This window comes from Halocynthiibacter sp. C4 (genome assembly GCF_028823805.1).
Lineage (GTDB): Bacteria > Pseudomonadota > Alphaproteobacteria > Rhodobacterales > Rhodobacteraceae > Falsihalocynthiibacter > Falsihalocynthiibacter halioticoli.
In genome coordinates this window covers 158,727-171,555 of sequence record NZ_JAPEIE010000003.1, presented here as the reverse complement: position 1 = coordinate 171,555, position 12,829 = coordinate 158,727, and the positions used below count along the sequence as shown (strand labels likewise).

The following is a 12,829-nucleotide window of genomic DNA, read 5'->3' as shown; positions in this document are numbered from 1 at the left end:
TCATTCTCGCTTGAAAAACGAAAGGCCTCAGCAAACCGCTGGGGCCTTTTGCGTTTAGCTTGTAATCTGCGCCATGATCGCGTCTCGCTTCTGATCGCGCGCGATGGCGTCGGCGATCGTGTAGCGTCCTGCTTTGGCGTCTTCTTCCAAGGGGTAATACTCCGCCGCGAGATAAGACATAAACAGATCGCGCTTTTCTGGATCGAACGACAGATCTTCCGGTGCGGAGAGTAACTCTGCGAGCTCGGATTGGCTGCTGGCTTTGGTCGCGATGCCATCGATGCCATAGAACGCATGACCAAGTACAATCGCCGGTTTGTCAAAGAAGAACCCTTGAAGCCCAACCGAGGAATTAATGTTCAGCACGGCACGAGAGGCCGCGACCTGCTCGAACGTGTTTGTACTGTTATCTACACGAAACTTGTCGGACGTGAGACCAGCCAATTTTTCGCCGAATGAAACTTTTGCGGTCGGATGCTCCTTGATCCGCAAGTGCCACCCATCAGGAAGGGCTTTGGATGCCTCTGCAAGCTCGTCGATCATTTGCTCTACCGAAGAAATCCAGTCGCCATAGATTGTGATCTGGCTGTCACCTGGAACCTGAAGCGGACAGAAAATGAAATTCTCTTTACCTAGGTCCTCCGAAGCGTCTTGCTGCAACACGTCTTCTCGCGTCGCGGCCGCGCGCGGAATGAGGGATGCGCCGAGTTCCCGCCATGCCGTGAGGTCGATGCTCTCCTGCTCTGCCCAAGCGCGATAAAACGCGAGATCGCGTGGCAGGCTCGACCCATAGTTCACACCTTGGAAATCAACCGTAATTCGTTCCGGCAGCGGCGCCTCTTCGAAATAGACAACAGGCACGCCACGTTTGATCGCGGCATCCGCCAGAACGCGTCTATGCCCTTTGATGCCATTCCATACGACAAGCAAACAATCGGTTTTGTCATCAAGGTAACGCCAGCACCATTTATACTGCCAAGACAGAAACACGGCCTTCGACCATATTCCAAACTTCGATTGAAACTGTTTGTTACCGGACGACCCTGCAAGCGCAATCAGGTTCGGATCGGGCCTCGGGCCGAAGGGCCAGATCAATACATCGTTGAAACTGTGGAATTTATCGTAGGTGCTGAATATCCCGCGATAGATTTCATTGATCCGCTCCTTGCGGGACCAATGAACCGTCATGCCGTGAATACCAGTGGCATCCGGAGCCACACTTATCCGATCCTTGCGGTCATCCGATTTGGATGATCTTGGCGCGGTTTTCATGCGTGGCTCCGAAGTTGTTTAGAGTTTGGTCATGCGAAGATAGGGGAAATGCGTCTCGAAATCACCGAATTTCGCTTTCGCCGCCTCGTCATCAACAGCAACGGGGATCACTACATCCTGACCAGGTGTCCAGTTCGCAGGAAGCGCAACGCCATGGCCAGCAGCCGTTTGCAGCGCGTCCAGAGCGCGGAGAATTTCACCGAAGTTCCGTCCAACGTTCATAGGATACGTCATCGAAAGCAGGAGCTTCTTTTCTGGGGAAATAATGAACACCGAACGCACTGTTTGGCTATCGGCAGGGGTGCGGCCATCAGGAAGGTAAGCGTCCGCTGGGAGCATGTCGAATGCTTTGGATACAGCCAAACCTTCGTCGGCAATGATCGGGAACCCTGCTTTGGTTCCAGCGAACTTTTCGATGTCGTCTTTCCACTTGATGTGGTCCTCAACACCGTCAACCGAAACGCCGATCACCTTGGTGTTGCGCTTGTCCCATTCGTCGGCAAGCTGTGCAACAGCGCCAAACTCTGTGGTGCAAACGGGAGTGAAATCTTTTGGGTGGCTAAAGAGAATTGCGTAGCTATCTCCGATCCAGTCATGGAACGAGATTTCGCCTTCGCTTGTTTGTGCTTTGAAATCGGGAACTGTGTCGTTAATGCGCAAGCCCATTTCGGCCTCCTTTGTTATAATTCCTAAGCCATATATAGGCCCTGAGGATAGGATTGCCACGGGGCAAATGACTTGTTTTGGCTGGCTTAAAATGGTGCGGGTGCACGGAAACGCTGGCCTGCGCCCCCTTCTGGATGCCGAAGTCGAAGCTCCTCTGCATGCAGCATAAGCCGTGGCGCATTCAGCGCCGCGCCTGTTGCATAGAACGGATCGCCAAGAATTGGGTGTCCGATCTCTCGCATATGTACACGCAACTGGTGGCTCCGGCCCGTTTTCGGGAAAAGCCGCACCCGCGTTGCATTTTCCTCGTATTTCACAACGCGCCAATCGGTAATAGCTTCTTTGCCTGTTTCGAAATTTACGTGCTGAAGCGGGCGGTTGGGCCAATCCACGATGAGCGGCAAATCCACGGTACCGGTTTTTTCCGCTATCCGCCCGAAAACACGCGCGACATAGGTTTTCTTGGTTTGGCGTTTCTCAAACTGAAGGCCGATATGACGTTGGGCATGTGGAGTCAGCGCAAAAACCATTACACCGGACGTGTCTCTATCAAGCCGATGAATCAACAGCGCATCAGGGAAGGCCGCTTGTACCCGTGCAATCAAACAATCAGCGAGATGTTCACCCTTGCCTGGCACAGACAGCAGGCCCGACGGCTTGTTCACCACCAGCAAATGATGGTCAAGATGAAGCACATCTAACGGATCTTGGGGTGGATTGTATGTGTCGCTCATCCAGCGGTCATAACGGCAAAATCAGTATTGATCCAGTTGAGTTACATCGTCATTTATTTCGTAGTTTTTTCCTTTATCGGCGCAGAAAATATGCTTCCCGATTTTCACGTCGAAATCGCTATCAAGTGTGCCCGCCGCCACGGATAGAAAATCCTCACCCTTCATGTCATAGAAAAGGCTGCTCCCGCATGTGCCGCAGAAACCGCGGCGCGCCCAGCTTGAGGAGTCGTACCACTTCAGGCCGCTATCTTCGGTTAGCACAAAATCAGATTTCGTTGCATGTACCGCTGCCCAGAAATGACCGGATGTTTTTCGGCACTGGGAGCAATGACATGCCACTGGGGCTTCTAGGTCGTGCTTGATTTCATACTGAACATCACCGCAAAGACAGCTGCCTTTATGCATTACAACCTCCTAAACCAAAGCAAATACCGCCGCGGTAATTTCGGCAATTTCTTTTGCATCAGTCTCGGTAAAAGCATTCGGTTGATCGCTATCGATGTCAAGCACACCTATCAGCCTATCTCCTTTGCTAATAACAGGCAAAACAAGCTCTGATTTGGTGCTGCTGGCACATGCGATATGGCCGGGGAAGGCATCAACATCTGGTACAAGTTGAACTTCACGCGTGCGTGCCGCCGCGCCGCAAACGCCCTTGGAAAACGGGATCGTCAGGCACCCGTGCCCACCCTGATAAGGGCCAATCTTGAGCGTGTCATTCCCGACATTCCGATAGAATCCCGTCCAGTCGAAACGACCGTCTGCATGGTGAAGCTCACAAGCAACCGTCGCCATGAGCGAGACTTCGTCAGTCTCGCCCTCTGTTAGGCTCGCAATGGTTTTTGCAAGCATTGTGTAGTCGGCGGTCATGGGCGTTCGATCGCAATTGCTGTGCCTTCGCCGCCGCCGATACAGATAGCCGCAACTCCGCGTTTCAGACCGCGTATCTCCAGCGCATTGAGAAGCGTTACAATGATCCGCGCTCCCGAGGCTCCAATCGGATGACCCAGCGCACAGGCTCCGCCGTTCACGTTCACCTTGTCATGCGGCACGCCCATTTCGGCCATAAACGCCATAGGCACAACGGCGAAAGCTTCGTTCACCTCCCAAAGGTCCACGTCGTCCACGCTCCACCCCAACCGATCCAGCAGTTTTTGTGCTGCAGGGACAGGCGCGGTTGTAAACCACGCAGGGTCTTGACCGTGGCTCGCATGGCCAAGGATGCGCGCGCGAACTGGCATATCCTGCGCCTCTGCATTCTCCGCTGTCGTAAGCACAAGTGCTGCAGCGCCATCTGAAATTGACGAAGAATTTGCCGCCGTTACGGTGCCGTTCTCCCGAAACGCAGGGCGTAAAGTCGGGATTTTCTCGGGGCGCGCCTTGCCAGGCTGTTCGTCAACGCCCACAACGCTTTCGCCGCGCCGCGATTTGACGGTTACTGGTGCGATCTCATCCGAAAACGCGCCGCTTTCCTGAGCAGCCACTGCGCGTGAAAGCGAGGTGAGCGCATAGGCATCCTGCGCCTCGCGGGTAAACTGGTATTTCTCCGCACAGTCCTCTGCAAATGTCCCCATCAGGCGGCCCTTGTCATAGGCATCCTCAAGCCCGTCAAGGAACATGGAGTCAACAACCTGCCCGTGCCCAATCCGCGCGCCACTACGCATTTTCGGCAAAAGGTAAGGCGCGAGCGTCATGCTCTCCATGCCGCCGGTCACCACAACATCGGCATTGCCGAGCGCGACCTGATCAAAACCAACCATCGTGGTTTTCATACCCGAGCCGCACATCTTGTTCAGCGTGGTTGCCGGTACTGATTTATCAAGCCCAGCCGAGAAGCCAGCCTGACGCGCGGGCGCTTGCCCCTGCCCTGCGCCCAGCACGTTTCCCATCAGCAGTTCATCAACAGAATCACCCGATACTTTTGCGCCCTCCAGAGCAGCCGCGATCGCCGCTCCACCAAGGTCTGCCGCCGTTACATGCGCAAAATCGCCTTGCAAACCGGCCATAGGTGTCCGCGCGGCGCCAACAATGACAACATCTTTCATCAGGTTTCCCCTTTTATCTCCAAGCTCTCGCCCAATGCATACCGAATGGTAACGATTGGCGTCTAGGCTAATCGCATTGAAGTCAGGAGTGATAAAATGGAAATTACGTCCAAACTCGTCAATGACACATTGCTCGCAACGGTGGAGGCGTCGCGGATTGATTCCGCTGTGACGGTTCAATTCAAGGAAACCATGCGCCAGATCGCATCAACCAAAAGCGCGCGGGTGGTGCTTGATCTGTCGCGCGTCACATTTCTTGATTCAAGTGGACTGGGCGCGGTTGTTGGCGTCATGAAGTTTCTTGGCCCTGAGCGAAAACTTGAAGTTGCAGGGCTAACAGCAAACGTTGCCAAAGTTTTCTCGCTCACGCGCATGGATACTGTTTTTCGCATTCACAATTCCGCTTTGGATGCGCTCGCCGCGTCTGAAGGTACAGCTTAACAGTAGATCGAAAACCCAGATGTCAGATCGCCCCCCCGCCAAAGAGCCGTATAGGTTCGGCCTGTCCTTTCAAAGTTCGCCACTAATGGTGCGCCATGCTCTTTCCGAGGTCATGTCCTGCCTTCAGAAAAAAGGCGTTCGGGAGAAAGATTGTGGTGTATTCGAGCTGGCGCTAGCGGAAGTACTGAATAACATTGTTGAGCATGCGTATGAGGGCAGCGACACCGGCTCGATCACCCTAAGCATCACGATCTGGAACAACTCACTCAATTGCGAAATTTCAGATATCGGCAAAGCGATGCCAAACCTTTCGCTACCGGTTCCGAAACAAAAAGAGCTTAACGTCGGCATTGAACGCCTCCCAGAAGGCGGATGGGGTTGGATGATGATCCGCGAACTCTCTGACTCCATCACCTACCAGCGCACTTCAGGACGCAACAAACTCGCGTTCCAAATGGGGCTGGATCAAGCCTAGCTTATATAATTTCGTAGCCATGTTATTGGCTTCCCTTAAGCGCTCTTATACGGTTCCGACAAATAATCAGGAGCCTCAAATGCGCGATTTTCATTTTCCCGGTCGATCCCCTGTAATTGCCGAGAACGGCATGTGTGCAACATCGCATCCGCTGGCTTCCAAGATAGCCATTCAAATCCTGGAGTCGGGCGGAAATGCTGTTGATGCTGCAATTGCAGGCGCGGTTGTTTTGGGAATTTGCGAACCGCAGATGACAGGCATCGGTGGCGATTGCTTTGTACTCCTGAAGCCTGCTGACTCCGATGAGGTAATTGCACTTAATGGTTCTGGAAAAGCCCCTGCAGCGCTGGATGCAAATGAAATCCGTGCTCGGGGTCACGACACCATCCCGCTTCAAGGCGTTGAATCCATAACCGTTCCGGGCGCAATTGATGCATTCTGCAAGCTGTCCAAAGATTGGGGCCGCGCAGGTATCGCCGCTTCGCTTGCGCCGGCGATTCACTACGCCGAACGGGGTGTCCCGGTTGCGCCCCGCGTACAAAAAGACTGGGCCATTGCAGCGGATTCTCTCAAGGGTGCCGCGCGCGAGCATTACCTGTTCAACGGCCAAGCGCCGACAACGGGCCAGATTTTCCGCGCACCGCAACAGGCCGAAGTCCTGCGCCGTATCGCTCTTGATGGTCGTGAAGGGTTTTATGAAGGCGAAGTGGCAGAGGATATGGTCGCCTCGCTCAATGCGCTTGGCGGATGTCATACGTTGGATGATTTTGCCACAACGGCTTGCGAATACACAAAGCCGATTTCGGGCGCCTACAAAGGGATCGACCTTGTAGAGCACCCACCGAACGGGCAAGGTGCAACTGCGATTTTGATGAACAATATTCTAAGTCATTTTGACATTGCGTCGATGGAACCCTTCGGTGCTCAGCGGGCACATATCGAAGCGGAGGCGGCGAAGCTGGCATATGACGCGCGCAATCGCTTCCTCGCCGACGCAAACCACATGACAAAACTTGAGCATATGCTGTCGCAAGATACAGCGAAGGCGCTCGCCGAGCTAATTGATCCCGCCAAAGCGATGCCATCAGCAGCACCGATTTCTGAGGCTGTCCACAAAGACACGATCTACATAACCGTCGTCGACAAAGATCGCATGGCAGTTTCGCTGATTTATTCGATCTTCCATAGCTTTGGTTCTGGCCACGCGTCGGACAAGTTCGGCATTCTGTTCCAGAACCGCGGCGCGGGTTTCACGCTTGAGCAAGGGCATGCAAACGAAGCTGGTGGCGGGAAGCGTCCGATGCATACAATCATTCCCGCGATGCTTCGCAAAAACAGTAAGGTCATTATGCCCTTTGGTGTCATGGGTGGCGCGTACCAGCCGAACGGACATGCGCGCTTCATGAGCAATATCATTGATTTCGGCCTCGACCCCCAAAGTGCAAGCGATGCCCCGCGATGCTTTGCCGATGGGACTGCGCTCAATATCGAGCGTGGTTATAGCGAAAAGGTACGACAGGAACTCGCGGACCTTGGTCACAACATCGTCGTCCCGGAAACACCAATTGGCGGAGCGCAGGCAATCGAAATTGATTGGGACAATGGCGTTTTGATTGGCGCATCTGATCACCGCAAAGACGGCTGTGCGCTCGGCTACTAGGCAGCTCTAGTTTAGCTGGAACTGCAACGGATATGAGCCATCCTCGAAAGGACCAAACAAATCACCCAGATCAGGGTGGCTCACAGGACCCCCAGTATAATCAGCAATCAGATTCTGTTCGCTGACATAGGCGACGTAATAGCTTTGGTCATTTTCGGCCAACAGATGATAAAACGGCTGGTCTTTGTCCGGCCGAGCGTCTTCGGGAATGGCCTCATACCACTCATCTGTATTGGAGAATGTTGGATCCACGTCAAAGACCACCCCACGAAAGGGGTGTTTGCGGTGGCGCACCACTTGGCCAAGATAGTATTTCGCTCGCGTTTTTAGCATTGGTTCCAAGCTCCTACTTGTTTACTACTCATTCCAAGTGGGAAATGTCCATGTTTGAGACGAATTTTGGTGGAAACAGACTGTGGACATAGTTTTAACAGTACTTGAGATTGTCGCGCCGGTTTTCATTCTCGGCTGTATTGGGTTTGCTTGGGTTAAGCTCGGTTTTGAGTATCGGCTGGCGTTTGTAACCAAACTGTCGATGACTTTGGGCGTCCCCTGTCTGATCTTCATTTCTCTAGTTGAAACAGAGATTGACCCCAATGCACTTACCCAAATTTTGCTCGCTTCCGCAGTAGCTTACGGCGCGATTACCATTGCATTTTTCGTAATTGTTAAGCTTCTAAAGCTAGAAACGCGAAGCTTCCTGCCCCCTTTGATTTTCGGAAATACGGGAAATGTTGGCCTGCCGCTTGCCTTGTTTGCTTTCGGAAGCGAGGGCCTTGGATTTGCGATTGTTGTTTTTGCCGCGATGGCAATCTGGAGTTTTACCTATGGGGTTTGGGTTGTGTCTGGTGGGGGCTCCATCATGCGCGTGCTCAAAGAACCTATGGTTGCCGCGACCCTGCTTGGCGCTTTGTTTATGTGGCAAGACTGGGATGTCCCTACGTTTTTGGGCAATTCGCTCAATCTGGTTGGCCAAATGGCAATTCCGCTCATGCTGCTGACACTTGGGGTGGCCGTTGCGCGGCTTCAACCTGGCCGAATGGCACAGGCGGTCTGGCTATCACTTCTAAAGGCCGCAATATGCATCGGTATCGCCGCAGTTGTCGGACGTTGGTTTAATCTGCCGCCAGTGGCTTATGCTGTGTTGGTGCTTCAGGTCGGCACACCCGTTGCCGTGACCTCTTACATGTTGGCCGAAAAATATGGCGCTGACTCCGATGCCGTGGCCGGTTTGGTGGTTGCTTCAACGCTGCTTTCGGTTGCAATTTTTCCGCTCGCTCTCTTTTTTCTGATCTAAGGCACACGGGTTTTTCATTTAACCCGCTCAGATTTTCCTGTACCTTAAAGAAAAAATTTTAGAGCGATGGGCAAATGAGCAGAATTTTCCGCGCAACGGCATTATTGATCCTACTGGCAGCTTGCGGTGGCGGGTATAACTCCGCGCCGCGTAACCTTAACGACGCATGTGCAATTCTTGATGAACGGCCGCGTTATCTTCGCGATATGAAAAAAGCGCAACGCAAGTGGCGTGTTCCGGTGCATGTGCAAATGGCGATCCTGTATCAGGAGAGCAAATTTATCGGGAACGCGCGAACGCCGCTTCGGTATGCCTTGGGTGTTATCCCCATGGGCCGCGCAAGTTCGGCCTATGGCTACAGCCAAGCCCTTGATGGAACTTGGGATGAGTACCGCGACTCCCACGGCGGCCGCGGCGCCAAGCGCGATGATTTTCAGGACGCTGTTGATTTCATGGGTTGGTACATGGATGAAACAACGCGCACGCTCGGCATTTCAATCGCGGATGCGCGCAACCAATACCTCGCCTATCACGAGGGTCGCGCAGGTTATGCGCGCCAAAGCTATCTCAGCAAGCCTTGGCTGATCCGCGTGGCTGATGCGGTTGGCGATCGCGCTGATATGTATCGCAACCAGCTTTTGCGGTGTGGCAAAATCTAGCGGTTACGATCGTCGATGGCTTTTGTGATGTTAAACAGGCCGGCCCGCAAGGAAACGCCTGTTTGCAGATCATTCAGCATAACACGCGTCGAGCCGCCACCGCTATCGTTTATGATCCACTCTTTAAGACGCACGGGATTGTCTGAGAAAATAAGATCAATACTCCCGTACTCAGGGTGTTCTGGATCCTGAGCGCGCACAACGGTGTCTTGTCCGAAGGCCTGATGCGCGACAAGCATCTTTGCGTTCTTAAGGTTCACATTCCGCGCAAGGATCAAGCTTAGCGGCGTGCGCTTAAGCGGATATTGCTCCGGCCCTGTGTTGGACTTCCCATCAAATATCGCCACCTGACTGCCGCCCGCGACGACAAGCGTGTCATCTGGTTCGGCATACTCAAATCGCGCACGGCCGGGGCGGTGCATGTAGAGCGTGCCCGTGGAAACGGTACCGTCCCCGTTGATCTGCTTGAAGGTGGTCGTCGCCGTCTTGAGGCTGTTGATATAATTAGACAGCACATCCAGCGGAATTTTCTCGGCAGCCGCAGGCAACGCCATGCCAACTGCGAGAATCGGAGCCAATAGGTATCGAAACATTTTCATACCAATAACTTAGTGAATCTCTGGCAGGTTTCCAGCCACCAGAGTTCACAAAGCAATGATCCGCCGATCTTACTGTTCCGGCACCAATATTTCGCGCTTACCCACATGGTTAGCAGCGGAAACAAGGTTCTCCTCTTCCATCTGCTCAACAAGTCTCGCGGCTTTGTTATAGCCAATAGAGAGCTTGCGCTGGATATAGGAGGTAGAACATTTGCGGTCTTTCAGAACAATCGCAACCGCTTGATCGTAAAGCGCGTCTTCGCCGTTGGTATTCCCGCCAAGGCCAAGCACAAGATCGATATCGTTGGATTTGTCCTCGTCCGGCCCTTCGACGATCCCGCTCATATACTCAGGTGTACCATAAGCTTTGAGGTGATTGACGATCTCTTCAACTTCCTCGTCTGAACAGAACGGCCCGTGGATACGGGTGATCTTGCTGCCGCCGGCCATATAGAGCATGTCGCCCATGCCCAAGAGCTGTTCCGCGCCCATTTCACCAAGGATGGTGCGGCTGTCGATCTTGCTGGTCACTTGGAACGAGATACGAGTCGGGAAGTTGGCCTTGATCGTACCGGTAATAACATCCACCGAAGGGCGCTGCGTGGCCATAATCAGGTGGATACCCGAGGCCCGCGCCATCTGTGCAAGACGCTGGATGCAAGCCTCGATTTCTTTGCCCGCAACCATCATCAGGTCGGCCATCTCGTCCACAACAACCACGATATACGGCATGGTTTCGGGCGCGAATTCTTCTGTCTCGAACACCGGATCGCCGGTTTCATCGTCAAAGCCGGTTTGAACGGTTCGGCTAAACATTTCGTTCTTGGCCAAGGCATCGCGAACGCGGCCGTTGTACCCATCAATGTTCCGCACGCCCATCTTAGACATCTTGCGGTAACGCTCTTCCATTTCACCTACTACCCACTTCAGGGCAACAACCGCCTTTTTCGGGTCGGTCACAACTGGCGAAAGCAGATGTGGAATACCGTCATAAACGCTGAGTTCGAGCATCTTCGGGTCGATCATGATCAGGCGGCATTCCTCTGGCGTCAGCTTATAAAGCAAGCTGAGGATCATAGTGTTGATCGCCACGGATTTACCGGAACCCGTTGTACCCGCAATAAGCAGGTGAGGCATCTTGGCGAGGTTCGCAACAATCGGCTCACCTCCGATATCCTTACCCAACGCCAAGGGCAGCTTCATGTTGCTATCGCCAAAGTCACGCGCCGAAAGGATTTCGCGCAGAACAACCATCTCGCGATTTTCATTCGGCAGTTCGATACCAATAACCGAGCGGCCCGGAACTGTTGAAACACGCGCGGAAAGCGCCGACATGGAGCGGGCAATATCATCAGCAAGGCCAATCACGCGGCTCGCCTTAAGGCCCGGTGCGGGCTCAAGTTCATACATCGTCACAACTGGACCGGGGCGCACGGCGATAATCTCGCCTTTCACACCGTAGTCATCCAGAACATTTTCAAGCATCCGCGCGTTTTCTTCCAACGCTTCATCAGATAGCACATGACGTTGGATCGAGCTTGGGCTTGCCAGCAACGAAAGCGGTGGTAGCTCAAATTCGGCTTGGTTCTCGTCAAATTGCAACGCCGGTTGGGCCTCTGCTTTTGCTTGACGCGAAGGTTGAATTGGCTTGCGCGTATTGTGTTGGACAACTGGTTTGGTCAAAGGCGCCGCTGGAATTGTTGGTGCAGGCTGTTGCGGAGCAGCCTCAACAGTTGGCTCCTGAACATAAGTCTCCTGCTGCAGCGGCGCAGCTTCAGGTGCGGGTGGCGCAGGTTGATAGATTTCTTCCTGCGGAACCATTTGTTCTGCCATCTGTTGGTCTGCAATCTGCGGATTTGTGTTCAACACTAAAGGCTCAGGCCCCTTTGGGCGCAACAGTGTTGGTTCATGGCGATGCGCAGGCTGCGGAGCGGCGCGAACGCGCGACTTAATAACATCCGTTATGCGCGCTTTGATGCGCTCATCCTGATCCATTTCAACTTGGTGTTCAGTCGCGGCCTCGGGGGTGGGATTGGCTTCGGGCGCCATTTTTTTCAAGAGCGGCACGCGAGCGAATAGCCCTGTTTTTGCCGCGGGTTCAGCAGCTGGCTCTGGTTCTGCCACAGGCATGTGCGGTGTCATGGGGGCCGGAGCAACCGGCTCTGCGCGCATGACCTGCGCACGATGCGTTACGGGGGGCTCACTTGTTTCAAGAACAGCATCCTCACCATAGTAAGCAGATGCGGCATCATAAGTGGCCTCAGCCGCCATCGCGTCTTTACGCTGCGCACGGTTCTCTTTTGCCTGACGAGCTTTTTCCGCAGCGCCGCTTACGCCACGCGACATCGCGGAAACGAGCCGCGCGTAGCCCATGATCAACCCAACGAGCATGAAACGACCGAAGCGTTTTACCTCCAAGCGGGTACATCCACAGACAAACAGAAGCGCAACAACGCTAAGCAATCCAGAAATAGCCGAGAGAACCTTGAGAGTCGTTGTTGTAGCACCGGGTTGCGCAGCAAGCAGACCGCCAGTGATCATCTCACCAAAGGCACCGCCATAGGACGAAATATGGCCCCAAGCCTCTGGCGCAGGGTATGTCGCGCCATGGACCGCACAAATCACAACCGCAATCGGCAGGAAAATTGCACGATAAACCGCACGTTCCGCGCCCGTATGAGTCACAAAACGCAGCCCCCACGCGAACAACGCAACAGGAACAGCCCAGCTCGCCGCTCCTACGACCGAAATAAAGATACTGGCAACCGTCGCACCAAAACGGCCAAGCCAGTTGTCAATCGGGCCGCCATTGGCAGAGAACCAACTCGGATCGCTGGGTGAAAACGTATAGAGGAGCATCGAAAACAACACACCACCGAGGATGAGCGCGACCCCAAGGAGTTCCTTGCCGCGTTTCTCGATAGCTGCCTGAACATTTGAATCCAGAAGTGGATCACGCTGTCTCGTTTGATACGCCATAC

At 53.8% G+C, this 12,829-nt stretch carries 14 protein-coding genes; 5 read left to right on the top strand and 9 right to left on the bottom strand.

Annotated features, from left to right (window positions below; translation table 11 throughout):
- Window positions 1-54: 54 nt before the first annotated feature.
- From OU789_RS14285 to OU789_RS14260, 6 genes are all read right to left on the bottom strand, one after another.
- Window positions 55-1,272 (bottom strand): capsular polysaccharide export protein, LipB/KpsS family, encoded by a 1,218-nt coding sequence (locus OU789_RS14285; RefSeq protein ID WP_274656211.1) that lies wholly within the window; start codon window positions 1,270-1,272, stop codon window positions 55-57.
- 18 nt (window positions 1,273-1,290) lie between these two features.
- Complete coding sequence (locus OU789_RS14280) at window positions 1,291-1,938, bottom strand: peroxiredoxin (protein WP_263954663.1); 648 nt, start codon at window positions 1,936-1,938, stop codon at window positions 1,291-1,293.
- Window positions 1,939-2,024: 86 nt separating this feature from the next.
- On the bottom strand, window positions 2,025-2,672 hold the full coding sequence (locus OU789_RS14275) for an RluA family pseudouridine synthase (RefSeq protein ID WP_274656209.1): 648 nt from the start codon (window positions 2,670-2,672) through the stop codon (window positions 2,025-2,027).
- A 21-nt stretch (window positions 2,673-2,693) separates the two neighbouring features.
- Window positions 2,694-3,077 carry a GFA family protein gene (locus OU789_RS14270; RefSeq protein WP_274656208.1) on the bottom strand — a complete coding sequence of 128 codons (384 nt, stop codon included), beginning with the start codon at window positions 3,075-3,077 and terminating at the stop codon, window positions 2,694-2,696.
- A 9-nt stretch (window positions 3,078-3,086) separates the two neighbouring features.
- Entirely contained in the window at window positions 3,087-3,542 is a 456-nt protein-coding gene (locus tag OU789_RS14265) for a GAF domain-containing protein (protein WP_274656206.1), read from the bottom strand.
- Complete coding sequence (locus OU789_RS14260) at window positions 3,539-4,717, bottom strand: thiolase family protein (RefSeq protein WP_274656205.1); 1,179 nt, start codon at window positions 4,715-4,717, stop codon at window positions 3,539-3,541. Before OU789_RS14260 ends, OU789_RS14265 begins: the two co-directional genes overlap by 4 nt.
- A gap of 96 nt (window positions 4,718-4,813) precedes the next feature.
- Between OU789_RS14260 and OU789_RS14255 the strand changes: the two genes are divergently transcribed.
- From OU789_RS14255 to OU789_RS14245, 3 genes are all read left to right on the top strand, one after another.
- Window positions 4,814-5,158: an STAS domain-containing protein gene (locus tag OU789_RS14255; RefSeq protein WP_274656203.1), complete on the top strand. Its 345-nt coding sequence runs from the start codon at window positions 4,814-4,816 to the stop codon at window positions 5,156-5,158.
- Window positions 5,159-5,177: 19 nt separating this feature from the next.
- Window positions 5,178-5,633, top strand: a complete 456-nt coding sequence (locus tag OU789_RS14250; protein ID WP_274656201.1) for an ATP-binding protein — start codon at window positions 5,178-5,180, stop codon at window positions 5,631-5,633.
- 79 nt (window positions 5,634-5,712) lie between these two features.
- Entirely contained in the window at window positions 5,713-7,293 is a 1,581-nt protein-coding gene (locus tag OU789_RS14245) for a gamma-glutamyltransferase family protein (protein WP_274656199.1), read from the top strand.
- 6 nt (window positions 7,294-7,299) lie between these two features.
- Here the strand turns inward: OU789_RS14245 and hspQ are convergent, their stop codons facing one another.
- The gene (gene hspQ / locus OU789_RS14240) at window positions 7,300-7,626 is read right to left on the bottom strand and encodes a heat shock protein HspQ (protein ID WP_263954654.1); all 327 of its coding nucleotides are present in this window, start codon (window positions 7,624-7,626) and stop codon (window positions 7,300-7,302) included.
- A gap of 82 nt (window positions 7,627-7,708) precedes the next feature.
- Between hspQ and OU789_RS14235 the strand changes: the two genes are divergently transcribed.
- Window positions 7,709-8,590 (top strand): AEC family transporter, encoded by an 882-nt coding sequence (locus OU789_RS14235; protein WP_263954653.1) that lies wholly within the window; start codon window positions 7,709-7,711, stop codon window positions 8,588-8,590.
- A 74-nt stretch (window positions 8,591-8,664) separates the two neighbouring features.
- On the top strand, window positions 8,665-9,249 hold the full coding sequence (locus OU789_RS14230; protein ID WP_263954652.1) for a transglycosylase SLT domain-containing protein: 585 nt from the start codon (window positions 8,665-8,667) through the stop codon (window positions 9,247-9,249).
- Here the strand turns inward: OU789_RS14230 and OU789_RS14225 are convergent.
- Window positions 9,246-9,848: a LolA family protein gene (locus OU789_RS14225; RefSeq protein ID WP_274656197.1), complete on the bottom strand. Its 603-nt coding sequence runs from the start codon at window positions 9,846-9,848 to the stop codon at window positions 9,246-9,248. The two genes, OU789_RS14230 and OU789_RS14225, sit on opposite strands and share 4 nt — an antisense overlap.
- Window positions 9,849-9,917: 69 nt before the next feature.
- Window positions 9,918-12,827 (bottom strand): DNA translocase FtsK, encoded by a 2,910-nt coding sequence (locus OU789_RS14220; RefSeq protein ID WP_274656196.1) that lies wholly within the window; start codon window positions 12,825-12,827, stop codon window positions 9,918-9,920.
- Window positions 12,828-12,829: the final 2 nt, after the last annotated feature.